Source organism: Enterobacter cloacae complex sp. P40C2 (assembly GCF_014930695.1).
Taxonomy (GTDB): Bacteria; Pseudomonadota; Gammaproteobacteria; order Enterobacterales; family Enterobacteriaceae; genus Enterobacter; species Enterobacter pasteurii.
In genome coordinates this window covers 111,620-132,608 of the sequence record NZ_JADBRP010000003.1, presented here as the reverse complement: position 1 = coordinate 132,608, position 20,989 = coordinate 111,620, and the positions used below count along the sequence as shown (strand labels likewise).

At 56.7% G+C, this 20,989-nt stretch carries 24 protein-coding genes and 1 pseudogene; 16 read left to right on the top strand and 9 right to left on the bottom strand.

The window, feature by feature from the left end; all coding sequences use genetic code 11:
* The 10 genes and pseudogenes from fliJ (at position 1) to rcsA (ending at position 6,748) form a co-directional block, all read left to right on the top strand.
* Positions 1 to 444 (top strand): flagellar export protein FliJ, encoded by a 444-nt coding sequence (gene fliJ, locus IM304_RS08310; RefSeq protein WP_006811155.1) that lies wholly within the window; start codon positions 1 to 3, stop codon positions 442 to 444.
* Complete coding sequence (gene fliK / locus IM304_RS08305; protein ID WP_193354681.1) at positions 441 to 1,646, top strand: flagellar hook length control protein FliK; 1,206 nt, start codon at positions 441 to 443, stop codon at positions 1,644 to 1,646. The genes fliJ and fliK overlap by 4 nt, the downstream gene beginning before the upstream one ends.
* A gap of 106 nt (positions 1,647 to 1,752) precedes the next feature.
* Positions 1,753 to 2,223 carry a flagellar basal body-associated protein FliL gene (gene fliL, locus IM304_RS08300; protein WP_193354682.1) on the top strand — a complete coding sequence of 157 codons (471 nt, stop codon included), beginning with the start codon at positions 1,753 to 1,755 and terminating at the stop codon, positions 2,221 to 2,223.
* 4 nt (positions 2,224 to 2,227) lie between these two features.
* On the top strand, positions 2,228 to 3,232 hold the full coding sequence (gene fliM, locus IM304_RS08295; protein WP_006811158.1) for a flagellar motor switch protein FliM: 1,005 nt from the start codon (positions 2,228 to 2,230) through the stop codon (positions 3,230 to 3,232).
* On the top strand, positions 3,229 to 3,642 hold the full coding sequence (fliN, locus tag IM304_RS08290) for a flagellar motor switch protein FliN (RefSeq protein WP_003859592.1): 414 nt from the start codon (positions 3,229 to 3,231) through the stop codon (positions 3,640 to 3,642). Before fliM ends, fliN begins: the two co-directional genes overlap by 4 nt.
* 2 nt (positions 3,643 to 3,644) lie before the next feature.
* Positions 3,645 to 4,019 (top strand): flagellar biosynthetic protein FliO, encoded by a 375-nt coding sequence (gene fliO, locus IM304_RS08285; RefSeq protein ID WP_176609993.1) that lies wholly within the window; start codon positions 3,645 to 3,647, stop codon positions 4,017 to 4,019.
* A complete protein-coding gene (fliP, locus tag IM304_RS08280) occupies positions 4,019 to 4,756 on the top strand; it encodes a flagellar type III secretion system pore protein FliP (RefSeq protein WP_193354683.1) in 738 nt (245 codons plus the stop codon). The genes fliO and fliP overlap by 1 nt, the downstream gene beginning before the upstream one ends.
* 10 nt (positions 4,757 to 4,766) lie before the next feature.
* The gene (fliQ, locus tag IM304_RS08275; protein WP_003859587.1) at positions 4,767 to 5,036 is read left to right on the top strand and encodes a flagellar biosynthesis protein FliQ; all 270 of its coding nucleotides are present in this window, start codon (positions 4,767 to 4,769) and stop codon (positions 5,034 to 5,036) included.
* A gap of 6 nt (positions 5,037 to 5,042) precedes the next feature.
* Positions 5,043 to 5,835, top strand: a pseudogene (gene fliR, locus IM304_RS08270) (flagellar biosynthetic protein FliR); the annotation flags it as partial.
* A 289-nt stretch (positions 5,836 to 6,124) separates the two neighbouring features.
* Positions 6,125 to 6,748, top strand: coding sequence for a transcriptional regulator RcsA (rcsA, locus tag IM304_RS08265; protein ID WP_148418159.1), 624 nt, complete (start codon positions 6,125 to 6,127; stop codon positions 6,746 to 6,748).
* Between the two features lie 98 nt (positions 6,749 to 6,846).
* Here the strand turns inward: rcsA and dsrB are convergent, their stop codons facing one another.
* Positions 6,847 to 7,035, bottom strand: a complete 189-nt coding sequence (gene dsrB / locus IM304_RS08260) for a protein DsrB (RefSeq protein ID WP_003859583.1) — start codon at positions 7,033 to 7,035, stop codon at positions 6,847 to 6,849.
* A gap of 128 nt (positions 7,036 to 7,163) precedes the next feature.
* Here dsrB and yodD point away from each other — a divergent pair, with 128 nt between their 5' ends.
* Both yodD and IM304_RS08250 read left to right on the top strand, forming a co-directional pair.
* Entirely contained in the window at positions 7,164 to 7,391 is a 228-nt protein-coding gene (gene yodD / locus IM304_RS08255; RefSeq protein ID WP_063151635.1) for a YodD family peroxide/acid resistance protein, read from the top strand.
* Positions 7,392 to 7,688: 297 nt separating this feature from the next.
* Complete coding sequence (locus IM304_RS08250; RefSeq protein WP_193354685.1) at positions 7,689 to 8,489, top strand: mannosyl-3-phosphoglycerate phosphatase-related protein; 801 nt, start codon at positions 7,689 to 7,691, stop codon at positions 8,487 to 8,489.
* Here IM304_RS08250 and dgcQ read toward each other — a convergent pair.
* The 3 genes from dgcQ to IM304_RS08235 all read right to left on the bottom strand — a co-directional run bounded on the left by dgcQ (position 8,474) and on the right by IM304_RS08235 (position 11,434).
* A complete protein-coding gene (dgcQ, locus tag IM304_RS08245) occupies positions 8,474 to 10,174 on the bottom strand; it encodes a cellulose biosynthesis regulator diguanylate cyclase DgcQ (protein WP_148418161.1) in 1,701 nt (566 codons plus the stop codon). The genes IM304_RS08250 and dgcQ overlap by 16 nt on opposite strands.
* An 84-nt stretch (positions 10,175 to 10,258) precedes the next feature.
* The gene (locus tag IM304_RS08240; protein WP_148418162.1) at positions 10,259 to 10,441 is read right to left on the bottom strand and encodes a YodC family protein; all 183 of its coding nucleotides are present in this window, start codon (positions 10,439 to 10,441) and stop codon (positions 10,259 to 10,261) included.
* 78 nt (positions 10,442 to 10,519) lie between these two features.
* Entirely contained in the window at positions 10,520 to 11,434 is a 915-nt protein-coding gene (locus tag IM304_RS08235; RefSeq protein ID WP_370627066.1) for a DUF808 domain-containing protein, read from the bottom strand.
* Between the two features lie 175 nt (positions 11,435 to 11,609).
* Here IM304_RS08235 and yedA point away from each other — a divergent pair, with 175 nt between their 5' ends.
* Positions 11,610 to 12,524 carry a drug/metabolite exporter YedA gene (gene yedA / locus IM304_RS08230; protein ID WP_193354687.1) on the top strand — a complete coding sequence of 305 codons (915 nt, stop codon included), beginning with the start codon at positions 11,610 to 11,612 and terminating at the stop codon, positions 12,522 to 12,524.
* On the opposite strand, the gene IM304_RS08225 is transcribed toward yedA, so the two are convergent.
* From IM304_RS08225 to IM304_RS08215, 3 genes are read right to left on the bottom strand one after another with little or no spacing between them, the layout of a single operon-like run.
* On the bottom strand, positions 12,496 to 12,987 hold the full coding sequence (locus IM304_RS08225) for a very short patch repair endonuclease (protein ID WP_148418165.1): 492 nt from the start codon (positions 12,985 to 12,987) through the stop codon (positions 12,496 to 12,498). The genes yedA and IM304_RS08225 overlap by 29 nt on opposite strands.
* Positions 12,968 to 14,401 (bottom strand): DNA cytosine methyltransferase, encoded by a 1,434-nt coding sequence (locus IM304_RS08220; protein ID WP_176609987.1) that lies wholly within the window; start codon positions 14,399 to 14,401, stop codon positions 12,968 to 12,970. The genes IM304_RS08225 and IM304_RS08220 overlap by 20 nt, the downstream gene beginning before the upstream one ends.
* A gap of 43 nt (positions 14,402 to 14,444) precedes the next feature.
* A complete protein-coding gene (locus tag IM304_RS08215) occupies positions 14,445 to 15,146 on the bottom strand; it encodes a phosphohydrolase (RefSeq protein ID WP_193354688.1) in 702 nt (233 codons plus the stop codon).
* A gap of 284 nt (positions 15,147 to 15,430) precedes the next feature.
* Between IM304_RS08215 and ompC the strand changes: the two genes are divergently transcribed.
* Positions 15,431 to 16,588, top strand: a complete 1,158-nt coding sequence (gene ompC / locus IM304_RS08210) for a porin OmpC (protein ID WP_193354689.1) — start codon at positions 15,431 to 15,433, stop codon at positions 16,586 to 16,588.
* Between the two features lie 39 nt (positions 16,589 to 16,627).
* On the opposite strand, the gene IM304_RS08205 is transcribed toward ompC, so the two are convergent.
* On the bottom strand, positions 16,628 to 17,491 hold the full coding sequence (locus IM304_RS08205; protein ID WP_193354690.1) for an N-acetylmuramic acid 6-phosphate etherase: 864 nt from the start codon (positions 17,489 to 17,491) through the stop codon (positions 16,628 to 16,630).
* Positions 17,492 to 17,644: 153 nt separating this feature from the next.
* Here IM304_RS08205 and IM304_RS08200 point away from each other — a divergent pair, with 153 nt between their 5' ends.
* Both IM304_RS08200 and dcuR read left to right on the top strand, forming a co-directional pair.
* The gene (locus IM304_RS08200) at positions 17,645 to 19,261 is read left to right on the top strand and encodes a sensor histidine kinase (RefSeq protein ID WP_193354691.1); all 1,617 of its coding nucleotides are present in this window, start codon (positions 17,645 to 17,647) and stop codon (positions 19,259 to 19,261) included.
* Complete coding sequence (gene dcuR / locus IM304_RS08195; RefSeq protein WP_148418171.1) at positions 19,258 to 19,977, top strand: two-component system response regulator DcuR; 720 nt, start codon at positions 19,258 to 19,260, stop codon at positions 19,975 to 19,977. The genes IM304_RS08200 and dcuR overlap by 4 nt, the downstream gene beginning before the upstream one ends.
* Here dcuR and IM304_RS08190 read toward each other — a convergent pair.
* A complete protein-coding gene (locus IM304_RS08190) occupies positions 19,958 to 20,920 on the bottom strand; it encodes an FAD:protein FMN transferase (RefSeq protein ID WP_193354692.1) in 963 nt (320 codons plus the stop codon). The genes dcuR and IM304_RS08190 overlap by 20 nt on opposite strands.
* Positions 20,921 to 20,989: the final 69 nt, after the last annotated feature.

The window sequence follows — 20,989 nt, the reverse complement described above, 5'->3', positions numbered from 1 at the left end:
ATGGCGCAAAACAGCGCGTTATCAACGCTAAAAGATCTGGCTGAAAAAGAAGTTGACGATGCCGCACTGCAGCTTGGCGCAATGCGGCGCGGGTGCCAGCAGGCTGAAGAGCAGTTGAAGATGTTAATCGACTATCAGCATGAATATCGCACCAACCTTAACACCGACATGACGCAGGGCATTGGCAGCCAGCGCTGGATTAACTACCAGCAGTTTATCCAGACGCTGGAAAAGGCAATTGAGCAGCATCGCCAGCAGCTTAACCAGTGGACCCAAAAAGTGGATACCGCGCTCAATTTCTGGCGCGAGAAAAAACAGCGGCTGCAGGCCTGGCAAACGTTACAGGACCGGCAGATTGCCGCCTCGACCCTGGCGGAAAACCGTCTGGATCAGAAAAAAATGGATGAGTTTGCCCAGCGCGCATCAATGAGGAAACCAGAATGATCACACTGCAACAACTGCTGATGACCGACAGCGACCTGACCGGCGGCACGCTGGCCGGAAAAGGCGCTGAGGGTGCGCAGGATTTTCTCTCTCTGTTGGCGGGCGCGCTGACGGAGACCACCGGTAAAGGCAAAGATGCGCCGCTGACGCTGGCCGACCTGAAGGCGGCTGGCAGCAAGCTGTCGAAAGCGGCGCAGGAAAAGAGCGGTGATACCGCGCTCCAGGCCAAAATCGCCGAGCTGATTACCCGCCAGGAGACGCTATCCGGGGATGACACCACCCTGCAAAGCCTCGTCTCCGGGCTCAAGCCTGCGACGGGCACCGATGCGCTGAAGGTGCTGGCCCATGCGGATGCGAAAGCAGACCCCGACGCCGCCACCGACGAAGACGAGCTGGCCGGGTTAAGCGCGCTGATGGCGATGCTGCCGCACCAGCAGATCGCCGCGCCGATAGCGCCGCAGCCTGCGGGTACCGGGGGAGCCGCGCCGCGTGCCGCCCTCACTTCTGCCCTGGCCCAGACGGGTAACGGCCCGCAATCGACGCCTGGCCGCACGTTAACCGGTCAGGAAAACGTATCGGTTCAGGATAGCGATAAGACGCTGCCCGCCACGGCAACCCTTACGCCTGTTGTCGCCGCCGCTGAGAAACAGGACGTGCTGAGCACCCCGTCGTCCACCGCGGGCCCAACCGCAACGCTGGCACCGATACTCAGCGGCCTGACGCCGTCTCAGCCAGCCGCGACCGTTGCCACTGCGCCGGTGCTAAGCCAGCCGCTGGGCACGCCAGAATGGCAGCAGAACCTGAGCCAGCACATCACGCTGTTCACAAAGCAGGGACAGCAGACCGCGGAGCTGCGTCTGCACCCGGAGGATCTGGGTCAGGTGCACATTTCGCTTAAGCTCGATGACAACCAGGCACAGCTGCAGATGGTTTCCCCGCACGGCCACGTCCGCGCGGCGCTGGAAGCGGCCCTGCCTGTCCTGCGCACGCAGCTTGCGGAAAACGGCATTCAGCTTTCACAAAGCAGCGTCAGCGGTGAGAGCTTTGCCGGACAGCAGCAGTCCTCATCCGGACAACAGCAGCACGCGTCGCGTTCCGGCCAGCACGGCGGCTTTAACGATGAGGGCGAGGAGCTATTGCCGGTCCCTGCCGCCCTGCAATCCGCCGCTCGCGGCACCAGTGCCGTTGACATCTTTGCCTAAACGCCAGAGGTAACGTGATTATCCCCGTCTTTTCCACGCTTTGACCTACGCCGGACACGGGATAATCACCGTATTAAGCTGTACCGAAACAGGAAGCTCGTATCAGATGACAGACTCCGCTATCACCAAAAAAAGCAAGCGTTCCATCTGGATCCCGCTGCTGGTGTTGATTACCCTCGCGGCCTGCGCCACCGCAGGCTACAGTTACTGGCGTATGCAGCAGGAACCGTCCAGCGCTGCCGCCAAGGCTGAAGTGCCGCCACCTCCGGCGCCGGTCTTCTTCCCGCTGGATACGTTCACCGTTAACCTGGGCGATGCGGATCGCGTGCTTTACGTGGGCATTACGCTGCGTCTGAAGGATGAAGCGACCCGTGCGCGTCTGAACGATTACCTGCCGGAAGTGCGCAGCCGTCTGCTGCTGCTGTTCTCCCGTCAGGATGCCTCCGCGCTCGCCACCGATGTGGGTAAGCAAAAGCTGGTCGACGCGATTAAACAGACGCTGTCGACCCCGCTGGTCAACGGCCAACCTAAGCAGGAAGTCACTGACGTTCTGTATACAGCCTTCATTCTGCGGTAACGACATGGGCGACAGTATTCTTTCTCAGGCAGAAATCGACGCGCTGCTCAACGGCGACAGCGATAAGAGTGACGATCCGAAACCGGGTCTCACCGGCGACGACAATATTCGTCCCTACGATCCCAACACCCAGCGCCGCGTGGTGCGCGAGCGTCTCCAGGCGCTGGAGATCATCAACGAACGTTTTGCACGTCAGTTCCGCATGGGGCTGTTTAACCTGCTGCGACGTAGCCCGGACATCACCGTGGGTGCGATCCGCATTCAGCCGTATCATGAGTTTGCCCGCAACCTGCCGGTGCCAACCAACCTTAACCTGATCCATCTGAAGCCGCTGCGCGGTACCGGCCTTGTGGTGTTCTCGCCTAGCCTGGTCTTTATTGCAGTGGATAACCTGTTCGGTGGCGACGGCCGTTTCCCGACCAAAGTGGAAGGGCGCGAATTTACCCATACCGAACAGCGCGTGATTAACCGCATGCTGAAGCTGGCGCTGGAGTCTTACAGCGACGCGTGGAAGGCGATTAACCCGCTGGAAGTGGAGTACGTCCGTTCCGAGATGCAGGTGAAGTTTACCAACATCACGACTTCGCCGAACGACATCGTGGTCAACACCCCGTTCCACGTTGAGATCGGCAACCTGACGGGCGAGTTCAACATCTGCCTGCCGTTCAGCATGATTGAACCGCTGCGCGAGCTGCTGGTGAACCCGCCGCTGGAAAACTCACGCCATGAAGATCAGAACTGGCGTGAAAACCTGGTGCGTCAGGTACAGCATTCGCAGCTGGAGCTGGTGGCTAACTTTGCCGATATCTCCATGCGCCTGTCCCAGATCCTGAAATTACAACCCGGCGACGTTTTGCCGATAGACAAACCCGACCGCATTATTGCCCACGTGGATGGCGTACCCGTGCTGACAAGCCAGTACGGCACGATTAATGGTCAGTATGCGTTACGCGTTGAGCACCTGATCAACCCGATTTTGAATTCGCTGAATGAGGAACAGCCCAAATGAGTGACATGAACAATCCGTCCGATGAAAACAGCGGAGCACTGGACGATCTGTGGGCTGACGCGTTAAACGAGCAAAAAACCACGCCGACGAAAAGCGCGGCGGACGCGGTATTCCAGCAGCTGGGCGGCGGCGACGTCAGCGGCACGCTGCAGGATATCGACCTGATTATGGATATTCCGGTCAAGCTGACCGTTGAGCTGGGCCGCACCCGCATGACCATCAAAGAGCTGCTGCGCCTGACCCAGGGCTCCGTGGTGGCGCTTGACGGTCTGGCCGGCGAGCCGCTGGATATTCTGATCAACGGCTACCTGATTGCCCAGGGCGAAGTGGTGGTGGTGGCCGATAAATACGGCGTGCGCATCACCGACATCATTACGCCATCCGAACGTATGCGTCGTCTGAGCCGTTAAGCATGAAAACCCAGGCAACAATTTCCGCGCCCTCCGCCGTGCCAGGCTCCCCGCTGCTTCAGGTGAGCGGTGCGCTGTTCGGTATTATTGCCTTTATCCTTATCGCCGCCTGGCTGGCAAAGCGTTTTGGCCTGGCGGGGAAAACGGCCGGCACGCGCGGGCTGAAGGTCAGCGCCAGCACGACGCTCGGGCCGCGCGAGCGCGTGGTCATTGTTGAAGTTGACGATGCGCGACTGGTGCTGGGCGTTACCGCCTCCAGCATCAACGTCCTTCACACGCTGCCGCCTGCGCCCGCCGCGGTGGAGGCTAACGCACAAGCCCCTGCGGATTTTCAGTCCGTCATGAAGAGTTTGCTCAAGCGTTCCGGGAGATCCTGATGCGCCGTTTGTTACCCCTTACGCTGGCAGGCCTGGGCCTGTTCGCCCCCTCCGTGTATGCGCAACTGCCGGGGCTGGTTTCAACGCCGCTGGCGAACGGCGGACAAAGCTGGTCCCTGTCCGTGCAGACGCTGGTGTTCATCACCTCGCTGACCTTTATTCCGGCGATCCTGCTGATGATGACCAGCTTCACCCGCATCATCATCGTATTCGGCCTGCTGCGCAACGCGCTCGGTACGCCCTCCGCGCCGCCGAATCAGGTGCTGCTGGGGCTAGCCCTGTTCCTGACCTTTTTCATTATGTCGCCGGTTATCGATAAGATTTACACCGAGGCGTACCAGCCGTTCAGCGAAGATAAGATTTCGATGCAGGTCGCGCTGGAGAAAGGGGCGCAGCCGTTACGGGAATTCATGCTTCGCCAGACGCGCGAAGCGGATTTGGCCCTGTTCGCCCGCCTCGCCAATACGGGCGAGCTTCAGGGGCCGGAAGCGGTGCCGATGCGTATCCTGCTGCCGGCTTACGTCACCAGCGAGCTGAAAACCGCGTTCCAGATTGGCTTCACCATTTTCATTCCGTTCCTGATCATTGACCTGGTGATCGCCAGCGTCCTGATGGCGCTCGGGATGATGATGGTTCCGCCTGCCACCATTGCCCTGCCCTTTAAGATCATGCTGTTCGTGCTGGTGGACGGCTGGCAGTTGCTGGTCAGCTCGCTGGCGCAGAGTTTCTACAGTTGAGGAGCGCGCAATGACGCCTGAGTCGGTCATGATGATGGGCACGGAGGCGATGAAGGTCGCGATTGCCGTTGCCGCGCCCCTGCTGCTGGTCGCGCTGGTGACCGGTCTGATTATCAGTATTCTTCAGGCCGCCACGCAGATTAACGAGATGACCCTGTCGTTTATCCCGAAGATCATCGCCGTCTTCGTTGCGATTATCGTTGCCGGGCCGTGGATGCTCAACTTGCTGCTGGACTATATGCGCAACCTGTTCACCAACCTGCCGTACATCATCGGCTGACGGACGATGCTTCAATTCACCAGCGATCAGTTTGTTCAGTGGCTCGGCATCTATTTCTGGCCGATGCTGCGCATCATGGCGCTGATCTCAACCGCCCCTATTCTCAGTGAGAAAACGATACCCAAGCGCGTCAAGGTTGGGCTGGGCATCGTTATCACCATTATCGTTGCCCCTGCCCTGCCGCCGGTGGATATTCCGATTTTTTCCCCGAACGCCGTCTGGATTGCCCTACAGCAGGTGATGATCGGCGTGGCGGTTGGGTTTACGATGCAGCTTGCCTTCGCCGCGGTGCGTACCGCGGGGGAACTGATCGGCTTGCAGATGGGCTTATCCTTCGCGACCTTCGTTGACCCGGGCAGCCATCTGAATATGCCGGTGCTGGCGCGGATTATCGACCTGCTGGCGATGCTGCTGTTTCTCACGTTCAACGGCCATCTGTGGCTGATCTCCATGCTGGTGGATACCTTCCACACGTTGCCGATTGGTGATGACCCGGTGAACAGCAACGCCTTTCTGGCGCTGGTGCGCGCTGCCGGGCTTATCTTCCTGAACGGGCTGATGCTGGCGCTGCCGATCATCACCCTGCTGCTGACCGTCAACCTCGCGTTAGGGTTACTCAACCGCATGGCGCCGCAGCTGTCGGTATTTGTCATCGGCTTTCCGGTGACGCTGACGGTAGGGCTTTTATTAATGTCATTGCTGATGCCACTTATCGCCCCCTTCTGCGAGCATTTATTCAGTGAGATATTCAATCTGTTAGCGGATATTGTCAGCGAACTTCCACGCAAATAATAACCCCCAGCGTTTGCAATGTCTTTCTGAGGATATTCCTAAAATAAAACTCAAAAAACATCTACCAGGATATATCTGACGCGGTTTAAATGTTTCTAACCACCTCACAATACTTAATATTTACTTTACTTTAAGATGATTCCTGGCAAATTATACGTAACTTTACGGGATAGTGAGTCCGCCTGAAAGTCTTTGTCATGCTCACAGGTTTATTAGGTTTTATCCATCCCGTATGGCTGTTTATGAGCTCTCAGGCAGATGGTGAATTATCGTTACGCATTGAGTGAGGGTATGCCATGTCAACGATCATTATGGATTTATGCAGCTACACCCGGCTAGGGTTAACCGGGTACTTAGCAAGCAGAGGGGTAAAAAAGAGAGATATCAACGATGCGCACACCGTTGAAGAACTCGCAGCCGCTTGTGACGTTCACAAGCCAGGCGTGGTGTTTATTAATGAGGACTGTTTCATTCACGATCCCGCTAACAGTCAGCACATTAAGCAAATCATTAATCAGCATCCTAAGACCTTGTTTATTGTCTTTATGGCGATCGCTAATATTCATTTCGATGAATATTTGTTGGTCCGTAAAAACTTATTAATCAGTTCTAAATCGATTAAACCAGAGTCACTTGATGATATTCTGGGCGATTACCTGAATAAAGAAGTTAAGAATGTAGGTGCGGTTAACTTACCCACCCTATCATTAAGCAGAACTGAATCAAGTATGCTAAGAATGTGGATGGCTGGACAAGGGACAATTCAGATCTCAGACCAGATGAATATTAAAGCAAAAACAGTATCGTCACACAAAGGAAATATTAAAAGGAAAATTAAAACGCATAATAAGCAAGTGATATACCACGTCGTACGCCTGACAGATAATGTGACGAACGGGATTTTCGTTAATATGCGCTAAGCTGCACGGCCATGTTGTACCCTACCTCTATCTCTGGCCTGGCCAGAGATTTTGCTTTTTAGCCGCAGAAGCCGGGGTGACAAGCCCCCGACGCCGCGCTATTCCGCCGTTTCCACAAAGATCCCATCCGGATGCCCCAGTTCGTTAAAGAACCAGATGCCGAGCGGGTAGTCTTCCAGCGACACGAGGTACATCGTGCCTTCATTGAACTCTTCTATTGCCAGCACCACGCCCGGGCGGCGCGGCCCACCGTCCGTTTTCACGGTTACCCGATCGTTGACCTTCATACTTTCCTCCTGTGGTTTTGAGCCAGTGTAGAACAAAATGGATTGCCTGGCATCGGCGCCGGGCGCGAATGGCGTTTTTGTGTGCGGTCTATACTTAGCTGTGGAGATGGTTAAATGAGGAGCCCGCAATGAAGACCGACAAAGAGTACAGCGACACCATCAAGCGTGAGGTAGAAGTGGATGTCGACGCCCTGCTTGCCGCCATTAACGAAATTAGCGAGTCCGAAGTGCATCGCGCCGAGGATAATTCAGACCATGTCGTGGTTAACGGGCGTGACTACCACACCTACCGTGAACTCGCCGAGGCGTTCGAGCTCGACATTCATGATTTTAGCGTCTCGGAGACGAACCGCTAGGATGAAAAAAATCCCGGTCATGGGGATGACCGGGATCAAACTTGCTTATGCAAGAAGCACTTGTAAATTCGTTACACCAGGAAATCTGATGCAGGTAAGACATTAGCCCCATCGGTTTTGTCTTACAAGCATATATTCTCTGAGCGAATATAATATTTTATACATGTGAATTTTTGTTATGAGTATAAACCTGCGTGGGGTGTGGGTTTGTCGGGATCGTTACCGGTTCAACGGGGTGACAACGCTTCTCTTTTTTAAGAATTTTCTCATAAAAACCGCCATCATCCGGGAGAGTTTATGCCTTCGCTTCAGGAGACGCTGCTCGTCTTTACCGACCTCGACGGCACGCTGTTGGATTTTCATACCTTCGACTGGCAGCCCGCCGCCGCGTGGCTGGAGAGGCTGCAGGATGAGCAGGTTCCGGTCATACTGTGCAGCAGCAAAACGGCGCCGGAGATGAACGATATCCAGCAGGAGCTGGGGCTTGTCGGTCTTCCGTACGTTGCGGAAAACGGTGCGGTGATCCAGCCTGACGTCCGGTGGGAAAACGCCGCGCGTTTCATTTCAGAAAAGCAGCACGGCGGTATTCGGGAATTCGTCGAGCGGGTTCGCCTGGAGCTGCACCTGAAGTTCACCACCTTCGATGATGTGGATGAGCGGGTCGTGGCCGAATGGACGGGGCTGAGCCGCCCGCGCTCCGTGCTGGCACGCCAGCACGAGGCTTCCGTGACGCTTATCTGGCGCGACAGCGATGGGCAAATGCAGCGCTTTGCACGGCTGCTGGCCGGACAGGGGCTGAAGATCGTGCAGGGCGCGCGCTTCTGGCACATTCTGGACGCGCGCTGTGGAAAAGACGTGGCGGTTAACTGGCTGGTTGAGCGCTATCGCCAGCGCGACGGCTCAGACTTCACGACGCTGGGTCTGGGAGACGGCCCCAACGATGCGCCGCTGCTGGACAGCGTAGACTATGCGGTGGTCGTCAAAGGCTTCAACCGGGCAGGCATCAGCCTGAAGAACGACAGCCCCGCACGGGTTTATCATACCCGGCTCAGCGGACCGGCTGGCTGGCGCGAAGGGCTTGATTACTTTTTATCCTGATCCTGCCAGATTACCCGGTTACGTCCCCTCTGTTTCGCCTCGTACAGCCGTGCATCGGCGGCGGATTGCAGTTGTTCAAAGTGATAGTTGCCCTTCTCCTGCGCCCCGGAGACGCCAAACGACGCGCTCACGCGCAGGGTCGTGCTCTTTTTAATCAGAATTTCTTTGCTGTCGATTCGCTCGCGGATACGTTCGGCCACCTCAGCCGCCTCCTCCAGCGTCAGCCCGGGCAGCACCACGCAGAACTCCTCGCCGCCGACGCGCCCGGCAATATCGCCGGCGCGGACGGTGCTGGCAATCAGCCCCGCCGCATGGGACAACACCTTATCACCCGCCTGGTGACCGAAACGATCGTTGATGCTCTTGAAGCAGTCCAGATCGATCTGAATGATGGAGAACGGCAGCGACTGCTGTTCACACTGCTTCGCCAGAACTTTCGCCCGCTCGAACAGCGCCCCGCGATTATTCAGCCGGGTAAGCGGATCGTGCCAGGCCTGCCACTGAAGCGAGTTCTGCAACGAATACATATTGCTGACCATGCGCCGGATCACCAGCCATGAAATGAGCAGCATCGCGGTGAACAGCGCCCAGAGCAGGGCCAGCACGATGCTGATACTGCCGAAATCACCGCGAACCCCCTCATCCAGGGTGTGTACCCGCAGGACGAGGCCGTCGAAATGATCGAGGCGCGCCCAGCTGATAAAGCGGCTTCCCAGGCGAATGCCGCCCTCGGTGTCCAGCTCTATAGCGTGCGCGATTTGCGCCAATTCCCGCTCGTCGAAGTGATTAACCTCCTCTGCCGGGGTCTCAGTCGTCGCGAGCATGTTGAGGCGGCTGTCATACAGCTGGTACTCCCCTTCCGTATGGTCGTCCATCGCCTCCACCAGCAGCTGGCGCATGGTGGCAAAGGTGAAATCCATCGCCACTACGCCATACCAGACGTGATGGTAATAGACCGGCACGCTGGCGGTAATGAGCGGCTGTTTACCGGCAAAAGCCGAGGGAGGCGAGATAAACCACCGAACCGCCCGCGCCCGGTTTTCACGATCTGTCTGCTGCGTAAACCAGGGCTGCGTGACCAGATGGTAATAGCGCTGGGCAATATCGCCGTGATGCGCAGGCGTATCCGTTTCCAGAAAAAACCCAGCGCGAGAAACGTATATTACCCGCTCCTCGTGGCGCGAATTTGTGGAGGCCAGGCGCAGCAAATAGCCCACTTCGAGCGCGGCGGAGAGCTCGTTATCCAGGTAATCGTCATCGCGAGTGAGCAGCGTTGTTTTTTCAACAAACGCATCCGAAACGCCGTTGATCGGCAGCGTGCGCTTTTTATCGACCGCGATTTGCCAGACGGGGGAACGCCGCACGCGTTCAAAACGCTTTACCGCATCCTGCAGGACCCCAAACGCCAGCGGCGTCTCCAGCGCGTCCAGCATGCTGTGGCGAAAGTAGAGCATTTTATTGACGCTAAACTGGAGCTGTCTGTCCAGCGAGCTGGCAACGGTTTCCAGATGGTTACGCTGGCTGGAGATGTAGGCCTCCTCCAGCACCACGACTTCGCGCCAGGTCAGGAGGGTGGAGAAGATCAGCACAACAATAAAACAGAGGTTAACAACCAAAAGGGGATTGCTACGCTTGTGCAGCCATTGCAAAAAAGATTGTTTAACAACGTACGTATCGTGCTGCACACACACTCCCTGATTGCCGTTCACCCTGCGGCATGGTAAGCCATCAGTCAGTAAAAACGCCCGGCAGAGCCGGGCGTTACGTGATTAAGCCTTATCGCGACTTTGCCTTTCATCACCGGGCTGAAGCTCGTCTTCACGAAAAGCCTCGCGCTTAATGCCGTATCCATCATGCCACCGGCATTCCACCATTCCGCTGGAATAACCGGTGACGATCATGCTCGGACCGCCACCCTTAGGCTTAACTTCATCACTGACCAAAAAGACCATACCTGCCTCCTGTATCAGGGTGAAACGTTATCAATTTAGACGAGGAACGCGCTTTTTGCACCCGCAGCCAGTCAATAATTAATGCGATGTGCCGCGTACTTTTCCAACCAGCTTAACCACTGCCACCACAATGAGGCCGACGATAAAGCCCAGCACGAGGTTAAGCAGCGTCGGCAGAATGGCGGCGACCACCGTACCATGTCCTGACGCCAGATGTTCAATCGTATGATGCAGCGCGGCAACGCCGTGTACAATAATTCCGCCGCCGACCAGGAACATCGCCAGGGTACCCACGATCGACAAACTTTTCATCAGCCACGGAGCCAGCACCAGCAGGCTTTTACCGATCCCGCGCGCAATGGCGCTGGATTTTTTTTCCAGCCAGAAGCCGATATCGTCCAGCTTGACGATAAGACCGACCAGGCCATACACCCCAACCGTCACAAGAATGGCGATCAGCGACAGCACCATGACCTGGTTCATCAGCGGTGCTTCGGAGACGATCCCAAGCGTAATCGCCACAATCTCAGCCGAGAGAATGAAGTCGGTACGAACCGCGCCTTTGATTTTATCGCGCTCGAACGTTTTAGGATCCTGCGCGGCCAGCGCTTCCAGACGCTGCTGGCGCATCTCCGGGGTATCTTTCTCCTTGCGCGCCGCAAGCATGTGCAGCACTTTTTCGGCACCTTCAAAGCACAGGAACGCGCCGCCAATCATCAGCAATGGCGTAATGGCCCAGGGAATAAAGGCGCTGATCAGCAGCGCCAGCGGAACGAGGATCACCTTGTTAATAAAGGAGCCTTTCGCCACGCCCCACACCACCGGCAGCTCACGGTTCGCCCGCACGCCGCTAACCTGCTGCGCGTTCAGCGACAGATCGTCTCCCAGCACCCCGGCGGTTTTCTTCGCCGCCAGTTTTCCCATCACCGAAATGTCATCAAGCAGCGTGGCGATATCGTCCAGTAATGTTAATAAGCTACTTCCTGCCAAAATCTCTATCCTTCTTTTTTTGCTAATTAAGTGAATAGTATGGAACAAAACTCGCGGCCCGGAAACAGGCACCTCGCGTCAACAAAAATTTCACATAACCAGCACAATTAAAGCGCTCGCCAGCGAGATAGTTTTGGCGTTAACTATGAGCGAACTTTTTATTTCGTCGTGAGGGACTATGCGTTTCCGGCATCTATTACCGCTCATTGGAGCACTTTTTTCCCTGTATATCATCTGGGGATCCACCTATTTTGTTATCCGTATTGGCGTGGAAAGCTGGCCCCCGCTGATGATGGCCGGCATTCGCTTTCTTGCAGCCGGCGTGCTGCTGCTGGCGTTTTTACTGCTGCGCGGCCATAGGCTTCCGCCGCTGCGCCCGATGCTTAACGCCGCCCTGATCGGCCTGCTGCTGCTGGCTATGGGCAACGGTGCGGTTACCGTCGCCGAACATCAGAACGTGCCGTCGGGGATCGCCGCGGTGGTCGTCGCGACCGTGCCGCTGTTCACGCTCTGCTTTAGCCGTCTGTTCGGGATCCGCACCCGCAAGCTCGAATGGCTGGGCATCGCGATTGGGCTTGCGGGTATCATCATGCTCAACAGCGGCGGTAACCTGAGCGGCAATCCGTGGGCGGCGGTGATGATCATGATTGGCTCCATGAGCTGGGCCTTCGGCTCGGTCTACGGCTCTCGCATTGAACTGCCTGCCGGGATGATGGCGGGTGCCATTGAGATGCTCGCGGCGGGCATCGTGCTGCTGATTGCCTCCACGATAGCGGGCGAAAAGCTGACGGCGATGCCGGGTCTGTCCGGTTTCCTGGCCGTCGGGTATCTGGCGCTGTTTGGCTCCATTATCGCCATCAACGCCTATATGTATCTTATCCGTAACGTATCGCCGGCGATCGCCACCAGCTACGCCTACGTTAACCCGGTGGTTGCCGTACTGCTGGGCACCGGTTTTGCCGGCGAAGTCCTGTCGACGATTGAATGGCTGGCGCTGGGGGTCATTGTCTTTGCGGTAGTTCTGGTCACGCTGGGTAAATATTTGCTGCCCGCCAAGCCGATCGTCACGGCGTGTGGGGCGGAGAAACCGTGATCGGGTGAATGCCCTGCGTGTCGATCTGCGCGGCCTGACCGCCGCCGCAGATCCACTCTTCCAGCCGCTCGGTCAGGGCGTCGTCACCGAGCTTCAGTTTGCCGCGCAGCGCGCACTCCCAGACGATCAGCACGCGCCAGCCCTGAGCGAAAAGCGCCGAAACGTCGCGCTTGTCGCGCTCGACGTTCTTGCCAATCTTCTCCAGCCAGAAATCGGTGCGCGTCGCCGGGACTTTAAACAGATAGCAGTCGTGGTGATGCCAGAAACAGCCGTGGGTAAAGATGATGCACCGGTAAGCGTCGATCACGAAATCAGGACGCCCGGCAAGCGCGGCATCCTGAACCCGGAACGTAAACCCGACGGCGCTCAGGAGGCCCGCAATCCGCTTTTCGATCGCGGTATCACGCGTGCCGATCGCGCGCATGTTCTTGCTGCGCGTGGCCTTATTGTGAACGTCCGCCATTGACGGCCTCACTCTTGCGAATTTCAACCGCCTTACCGATGCGCGACACCAGCAGTTTTGCTACGGCGGCAAAGGCAGGCACCACAACCGAGTTGCCAAACTGGCGATAGGCCTGGGTATCCGACACCGGAATGCGGAAGCGGTAGCCCTGAGGCGTCTCGAAGCCCATCAGACGCGCGCATTCGCGAGGCGTTAAGCGACGCGGTCGGTGCTGCTGGTTGTGCGGATCGTCAAAATCCTTTTCGCCCAGCGCCCTATCCCATCCCCGGTCAATAAGGATCTCCGCGCCGTCCTTGTAGTAGCGCGCCGACAGCGTGCGCGTCACGCTGTCGGGATTAAGCGGGTTGACCATGCCAAAACCAAAGCCGTTGCCCTTAGCTTGATGCTTTTTGGCATAGCGATAGAGATATTTCCACAGCACCGGCGTCAGGATGAATTTGGCGTCAACGGCGGGCTCCAGCAGATCCGCAACCGTCGGGCGGCGCGCCGGATACAGCGAGGGCAGATCACGCAGCGTAAAGTCGCCTTTCAGATCCAGATCGCGACGGAAGCCCACCAGCACGATGCGTTCACGATGCTGCGGCAGGAAGTGTTTGCCGTCGATAATTTTCGGATCGTCCGGCCCCATATCGTCCGCGTCCGCCACGTCGTAACCCAGCTCATCCAGGGTTTGCATGATAATGCGGAAGGTTTTCCCGCCGTCATGGCTCTTTAAATTCTTGACGTTTTCCAGCACAAAAATCGCCGGGCGGCGGGCGTCGATGATGCGGGCAACGTCAAAGAACAGCGTTCCCTGCGTATCGCAGGCAAAGCCGTGCGCGCGGCCCAGCGCGTTCTTCTTCGAGACGCCTGCCAGCGAGAACGGCTGGCACGGAAAGCCGGCCAGCAGCACATCGTGCGCCGGGATGGTGTTGCGAATGTGCTCAGCGGCTTCTTCGTCGCTGACGCCGCTTTTGTGGCTCAGGGTGACGTCGCGGATGTCGGCATTGAACTGGTGCTCGTCGGGGTCGCAGTACCAGTTCGCCTTATAGGTGCGCACGGCATGCTTATTCCATTCGCTGGTGAACACGCACTGCCCACCAATGGCTTCAAAGCCGTGGCGAATGCCGCCGATGCCGGCAAAGAGATCGATAAAACGAAAGGCATAATTCGGATGCGCAGCGGGTGGTCGCGGCAGCAAATTTTGCAGGTAGCGGAACTCGCCGTCGCTGAGGCGGTGCCCTGCCCTGTCGCTAATCAGCAGCCGCTTGAGTATCGCCGGGCTCCAGTGGCTTTCGCCATGGGCCTCCAACTGGTTTGCCAGCGTTTTAGCATCGTACATTTCCAGCAGCTGACGCAGCAGTGCCTGCACAGATGCCGTTGATTTCTCAACCCGCTCGGGCGCGGGTACAGTCACTGATAGATTTTCCAGCATTCTCTTAACCGGGCAATAAAGACAGAAAACAGATTACCACAGTTCAGGATCGCAAACTGCGACGGAAATGGTTCAGCACCCGGCTATCCGTTCCGAGATAATCGCCCTGTAGTTCAGCGCTGAGCTTCGCCATAAACTGGATCAGGAAGTCGGCATTGTGGCGCGCAAGCTCGCGTCCTCGCGGGGTTTGCATGGTGTCCGGCAGGCGCAGGAGTTTGGTCTGGAAGTGGTCGAGCGCGAAGGTTTTATCATCCAGCGGTCGGGCACCGGCAAACGGGTCGTCGGCATCGAACAGCGCGACGCCCAGCGCACCGGACACGGCAAAAACGCGCGCCAGGCCGATAGCGCCTAAGGCCTCAAGCCGGTCGGCATCCTGCACGATTTTCGCCTCAAGGCTTTGCGGCGCAATCCCGGCGCTGAAGCTATGCGCCTCAATGGCATGCTCAACGGCCGCATAGCGCTCTGGCGGGAAGTCAGGAAAATCGCGGCGCAGGATCTCACGCGTTTTGCGCGCCGCCAGCAGCGAGGACTGGCTCCGATCGGGATGGTTTTTCGGCAGGCTGACAACGTCATGGAAGTAGCATGCGGTCAGCACGACCAGCGGATCGACGCGAAGCTCCGCCATGATGTTCTGCGCGGTCACCCAGACGCGGCGAAAATGGGCGATATCGTGGGCCGCATCATCGGTGAAATGGTTTTCATCCAGCCAGCGTTCAAACCGGTGCTGCCACTGCGCAAGTTCCATACTCTCATCCTGTTGCTCAAAAGAGGGTTAATTATAATACACCCGAATCAAACCCACTTAAAAATAGAAGCGCGAAATACTTAATAATAATTACAACTCATATTTTCAATGGATTAATTCATCTGAAAAATAAAGAGATAAAAAGAAATATTTTGTAATCTTTTCACCCATTTAATTACATTTATTTTTGAAACTAAATAACTCTTCATAGAATAGTATCGGCCATGTAGTTACGGAGGGTAATTACATATATTCAGACAAATTATATTTAAAGGGAATATATAATGAAAAGAAAAGTTCTGGCAATTCTTGTACCCGCATTATTAATGGCTGGCGCAGCAAATGCGGCTGAGATGTACAACAAAAACGGCAACAAGGTCGACCTGTACGGTAAAGTCGATGCGCGTCATACCTTCTCTGACCATGCAGGCGACGACGGTGACGAAACCTATGTACAGGTTGGTTTCAAAGGCGAAACGCAGATCGCTAACGACCTGGTGGGCTATGGTCAGTGGGAATATAAAACCTACGCTAACGATACCGAAGGTGCGGGCGACAAGTCTTTTAACCGTCTGGCCTACGCTGGCCTGAAATACGGTGAATATGGCTCATTTGATTACGGTCGTAATTATGGCGTCGTGTACGACGTTGAAGCCTGGACCGATATGCTGCCGGTATTTGGTGGTGATTCCTACACCTGGACTGACAACTATATGGTTGGCCGTACTAATGGCGTAGCGACCTACCGTAATAATGATTTCTTTGGTCTGGTCGACGGCCTTAATTTTGCGCTGCAATACCAGGGTGCTAACGAAGGCGCGAATGCAAACGAAGATCAGGAAGGCACCAAAAACGGACATGACGATGTGCGTTTCCAGAACGGCGACGGCTTCGGTATGTCGAGCACCTATAGCTTCGATTTCGGTCTGTCGCTGGGTGCGGCGTATTCTTCCTCCGACCGCTCTAATAAGCAGGAAGCCTATGGCAAGCATTCCAGCGCACATTTCGCTGGTGGCGAAACAGCCGAAGCTTGGACCATTGGCGCAAAATACGATGCCAATAACGTCTATCTGGCGATGATGTATGCAGAAACCCGCAACATGACCCCATACGGTGATTATGGTATCGCGGATCAGACTCAGAACTTCGAAGCCGTTGCACAGTACCAGTTCGACTTCGGCCTGCGTCCATCTCTGGCATGGGTTTACTCGAAAGGCAAAGATATGACCTATCCAGGCACCGCCGGTAACCCGCAGGGTCAAAAAGGCGACATGGATCTGGTTAACTACATCGACGTAGGCATGACCTACACCTTTAATAAGAACTTCTCAACCTATGTTGATTACAAGATCAACATGCTGGACAACGATGAGCGCTTCTATGAAGCCAACGGTATTTCTACCGACGACATCGTTGGCGTAGGCATGACCTACCAGTTCTAATCCCCAAAAAAGTAAAGCCCGCTACGCGGGCTTTTTATTTTATGGCGCTTCCTGCAAGGCCAGACGGATAAACCCGTTATTCTGCGCCAGCAGCTCATGCGCTTTCCACGCATCTAGCCCCGTCAGCACCATCAGCACCGCCGTTTTGCAGTGGTGGTTACAGCTCTCCAGCGCGGCCTTCGCCTGCGCCCGGGTGCATCCTCCCGCCTCCATTACAATGGCGATTTGCCGTTCGGCCCACCGGGTGCTGGTGGCCTCAATATCAACGCGCAGGTTGCTGTATACTCGTCCGGTTCTTACCGCCAGACCGGTGGTGACCATATTCAGGATCATTTTTTGCGCGATGCCCGCTTTGGTATTCGCGTACCCGGCCACCACGTCGGCACCAGGGTCGGGCGCAATCACCATGCTCGCCAGCTGCGCCGCCTCGCTTTGCGTATCCCCCGTGACCAGAGCAACCGTTGAGCCCAAAGACCAGGCATGGCGCATCGCGCCCCACACCCACGGCGTTTTGCCGCTAACGGACAGCGCCAGCATCATGTCGTGCTCGCCAAAATTGATCGTCTGGAGATCGGCAACGCCGCGCTCGTAGCTTCCGGCGTTATCGCCTGCCGTAATCGCAATGACGGGATGTTTACCTGGCGCAAACTCCGCCGCCGCCTGCTCCGCCACGCGTCCGGACGCGCCCGCGCCGGTCAGGATCAGACGTCCGCCGTGGCTAAGGGTTGCCGCCGCGTTATCTACCACGCGGGCGAGCATCGTCAGGTGTGGGGTAAGTGCAGAAGCGATCTGTGCGTCATCCTGGTGAATGACTTTCAGCATATCCAGCGTGGATAATCTGTCGATATTCATCGTGCTGGCGTGCCGTTTTTCCCTGGCCGTACCGGTAAGCATAATGCTCATAAACTGCCTCCTTATTATGAGTACCCCCACACTATAAAGTGTTTTATATAGGTCACCTGAGAGGAGGGTCACGAAACGCCCTTCTTTACATGGCTTTATGAAACGCCCGTCATCAGCGATAATTAGCCCATTCTTTATCATCGCGGAGTGTTAATGAGCGATTTGCAGCCCTTTTCCCCGACGCGCAAGCGACCTATGAAGCTGAACACGCTGGTTACGCTGATGGTATGCGCCATTATCGGATCTGTGCTGCTGGTGGTCTTCGCGCTCTATTCTGTACAGATTACCCGGGCAACGCGCGATGACGTAAAAGATACCGCGCTGGGTATCGCCCGTACGCTGGCAGACAGCCCGGACATCAGGCGCGGCCTGATGGAGTCGCCCCAGGCCGGCATCATCCAGCCGATAGCGCAGGCCGTGACGAAGCGTAACGATCTGCTGTTTACCGTGGTCACCGATCTGCGCGGCGTGCGTTATTCCCATCCCAATGAGGCGCTGTTAGGTTTGCATTTTATCGGCGACGATCTGACCCCCGCCCTGGAAGGGAAAGAGAATGTCTCCGTAAACCGCGGCGCGCTCGCAGAAGCGCTGCGCGTCTTTACGCCGGTGTATGACGACCAGCACGAGCTGATAGGCGTGGTGGTGGTCGGCATTTCGCTGAATAAGGTGGAAGATCAGATTGCCCGCGGGCGGCTTAACGCCGTGTGGACCATCCTGTTCAGCGTCTTGATGAGCTCGCTGGGGATATGGGGCTTAGTCCGGGTTCTCAAACGCATCCTGTTCGGGCTGGAGCCTTATGAGATCTCTGCCCTCTTTGAGCAGCGTCAGGCCATGCTGCAGTCCCTGCGCGAGGGCGTCATGGCCGTGGACATTCACGGCCGCGTGACGATGATTAACCATACCGCCAGAGAAATTTTACTCCTGACCTCCGGCCAGCACTCCGAAAGCAGCAGCGAACCGCTGCTGGCCAGCCTGAGGGAGGTGTCGAGAACCGGCATTGCGCGTCAGGATCAGGAGATTGGCTGTAATGGACGGCTGCTGCTGTGCAACATGGTGCCGGTAAAAAGCCAGAATCAGGTGATCGGGGCAATCAGCACGTTCCGCGATAAAACCGAAATCAGCCAGCTGATGCAGCGTATTGATGGCATGGTCAGCTACGTCGACGCCCTGCGCTCCCACACGCATGAGTTTATGAACAAGCTGCACGTGATCCTCGGCCTGCTGCACATGAAGCGCTACGACAAGCTGGAGGAGTACATCATCCAGACCGCGCAGAATTATCAGACCGACATTGGCGCGATACAGCGTAAGGTTAAATCGCCGGTCATTGCCGGCTTCCTGCTGGGTAAAATCAACCGCGCGAAAGAGGCCGGTGTAACCCTGACGCTGGCGGAGGAGAGCCAGCTTCCGGACACGGCCAATGAAGAGCAGGTTGCGGTGCTGATTACCGTGCTGGGCAACTTAATTGAAAATGCCCTGGATGCGATGGAAGGCCAGCCGGAGGGTGAGATCGGACTGCTGCTGCATTACCAGAACGGCTGGCTGAGCGGTGAAGTCAGCGATGACGGTCCCGGCATCGACCCCGAGCGGCTGGAGGCTATTTTTACCAAGGGCTACTCAACCAAAGGTGAAAACCGCGGCGTTGGGCTGTTCCTTGCACGTCAGCAGATCCAGAACCTCGGCGGGGATATTACCGTCGAGTCGGAGCCTGGCGTGTTTACCCAATTTTTTGTTCAGATCCCCTGGGATAGCGAGAGGAATATCGCGTGATAAATGTGTTAATTGTCGATGATGACGCCATGGTAGCCGACCTCAACCGCCTGTACGTTAACCGCGTTGAGGGTTTTAGCTGCTGCGGCGTCGCTTCCACGCTCAACCAGGCCGAGGCGCTGATTGCAAATCCGGCCCAGCCGATCGACCTGGTGCTGCTGGATGTCTATATGCAGCAGGATAACGGGCTGGATCTGCTGCCCGTCATCCGCGCGTCGGGCCGCCCGATTGACGTGATTATGATCTCATCGGCCTCCGACGCGGCGACGATCCAGACGTCCATGCACTACGGCGTGGTGGATTACCTGATTAAACCGTTCCAGTTCCCGCGTTTTGAAGAGGCGCTGAACGGCTGGAAGGCAAAGCGCAGCCTGATGGGATCGCATCAGTATTATGAACAGGCCGACGTGGACAGGCTGATCCACGGCGGTGCGCCGGAGCTGGCCGACAGCAAGAAATTACCGAAAGGGTTAACGCCGCAGACGCTGCGCACGATTTGCCAGTGGATCGACAGCCATCCGGAGACGGAATTCTCCACCGACGATCTGGCCAACGCGGTAAACATTTCACGCGTTTCCTGCCGCAAATACCTGATCTGGCTGGCGCAAATCAACATCCTGTTTACCAGCATTCACTACGGCGCCACGGGCCGCCCGGTGTATCGCTATCGTTTACAGCCGGAACAGACCGGACTGCTCAAGCAGTACTGCCAGTAATACGGTAGCCCTCGTCCAGCAGGGTAAAACGGAAGTGGTGCATCGAGGAGAACACCACTTCTTTCGTTTTGGTGACAAAAATCGCTTCAATATCAGGGCGCGAGCGCAGCGCGGCGCAGCCCTTCTCCACTCCCATGCCGTAGATCAGCGTGGTCCAGAGATCGCCGTCGATGGAGTCTCCGGAAATAATCGTCACGCTGTCCAGCTCGTTATCCAGCGGGTAGCCGGTGCGCGGATCCAGGATGTGGTGATAGCGTTTACCGTTCTGTTCAAAGTAGCGCTCATAGGTACCTGACGTCACGACCGAGCGGTTCTCTACCGTCATTGCGCCAATCAGCGCGTCACCGGCGAACGGTTTTTTCAGGCCTACGCTCCAGCCCCCTTCCGGGGAGCCTAACGTCTGGATGTTGCCGCCGAGGTTAATGAGCCCCATCTCGACCCCCTCCTTGCGCAGATAGTCCCGGACCCGATCGGCAATATAGCCTTTAGCAATGGCGCCCAAATCAATCTCCATGCCGGCCCGCGTCAGAAACACGCTGCTGCTGGATTCATCCAGCACCACGTCAGCGGGACGGGTCAGATCCAGCAATGCCGTGATTTCATCCGCAGGCGGTACGGTGTCGCCCCGAAAGCCGATTTTCCACCGCTTCACCAGCGGCCCAATCGCCAGGTTAAACGCGCTGTCCTTGAGCAGGCTTGCCGCTTTCGCGCAGCGGATGAGATCGAATACCGGACGGCTAACGGCAACCGGATGACTGCCGGCGGCATGGTTGATGTCCATCACCTGAGAATGGGCACGGTTGACGGTAAGGAGATCTTCGTACTGTTTGATGAGTCGAAACACGCGGGAAGCAAGCGCTTCGTCATGGGAAAAGAGTTTCAGGAGAATGGGCGAGCCCATCAGAACGGCGGAGTAGCTGTAAACGCGGTTGTCGTCAGGCATGGCAAAGTCCTCAGATGTAGCCCCGGCAGGCACCGCGCCGCCGGGGTTTAATGCCGGATAGCGCGATGC

Coding starts and splice junctions, on each gene's coding strand:
- yedA (WP_193354687.1), top strand. CDS start 11,610: ATGCGTTTCCGGCATCTATTACCGCTCATTGGAGCACTTTTTTCCCTG.
- IM304_RS08190 (WP_193354692.1), bottom strand. CDS start 20,920: ATGCCTGACGACAACCGCGTTTACAGCTACTCCGCCGTTCTGATGGGC.
- IM304_RS08215 (WP_193354688.1), bottom strand. CDS start 15,146: ATGGAACTTGCGCAGTGGCAGCACCGGTTTGAACGCTGGCTGGATGAA.
- IM304_RS08250 (WP_193354685.1), top strand. CDS start 7,689: ATGCCTTCGCTTCAGGAGACGCTGCTCGTCTTTACCGACCTCGACGGC.
- fliQ (WP_003859587.1), top strand. CDS start 4,767: ATGACGCCTGAGTCGGTCATGATGATGGGCACGGAGGCGATGAAGGTC.
- fliO (WP_176609993.1), top strand. CDS start 3,645: ATGAAAACCCAGGCAACAATTTCCGCGCCCTCCGCCGTGCCAGGCTCC.
- ompC (WP_193354689.1), top strand. CDS start 15,431: ATGAAAAGAAAAGTTCTGGCAATTCTTGTACCCGCATTATTAATGGCT.
- fliL (WP_193354682.1), top strand. CDS start 1,753: ATGACAGACTCCGCTATCACCAAAAAAAGCAAGCGTTCCATCTGGATC.
- rcsA (WP_148418159.1), top strand. CDS start 6,125: ATGTCAACGATCATTATGGATTTATGCAGCTACACCCGGCTAGGGTTA.
- IM304_RS08240 (WP_148418162.1), bottom strand. CDS start 10,441: ATGGTCTTTTTGGTCAGTGATGAAGTTAAGCCTAAGGGTGGCGGTCCG.
- IM304_RS08205 (WP_193354690.1), bottom strand. CDS start 17,491: ATGAGCATTATGCTTACCGGTACGGCCAGGGAAAAACGGCACGCCAGC.
- fliK (WP_193354681.1), top strand. CDS start 441: ATGATCACACTGCAACAACTGCTGATGACCGACAGCGACCTGACCGGC.
- yodD (WP_063151635.1), top strand. CDS start 7,164: ATGAAGACCGACAAAGAGTACAGCGACACCATCAAGCGTGAGGTAGAA.
- fliJ (WP_006811155.1), top strand. CDS start 1: ATGGCGCAAAACAGCGCGTTATCAACGCTAAAAGATCTGGCTGAAAAA.
- IM304_RS08225 (WP_148418165.1), bottom strand. CDS start 12,987: ATGGCGGACGTTCACAATAAGGCCACGCGCAGCAAGAACATGCGCGCG.
- fliP (WP_193354683.1), top strand. CDS start 4,019: ATGCGCCGTTTGTTACCCCTTACGCTGGCAGGCCTGGGCCTGTTCGCC.
- dsrB (WP_003859583.1), bottom strand. CDS start 7,035: ATGAAGGTCAACGATCGGGTAACCGTGAAAACGGACGGTGGGCCGCGC.
- fliN (WP_003859592.1), top strand. CDS start 3,229: ATGAGTGACATGAACAATCCGTCCGATGAAAACAGCGGAGCACTGGAC.
- IM304_RS08220 (WP_176609987.1), bottom strand. CDS start 14,401: ATGCTGGAAAATCTATCAGTGACTGTACCCGCGCCCGAGCGGGTTGAG.
- IM304_RS08200 (WP_193354691.1), top strand. CDS start 17,645: ATGAGCGATTTGCAGCCCTTTTCCCCGACGCGCAAGCGACCTATGAAG.
- fliM (WP_006811158.1), top strand. CDS start 2,228: ATGGGCGACAGTATTCTTTCTCAGGCAGAAATCGACGCGCTGCTCAAC.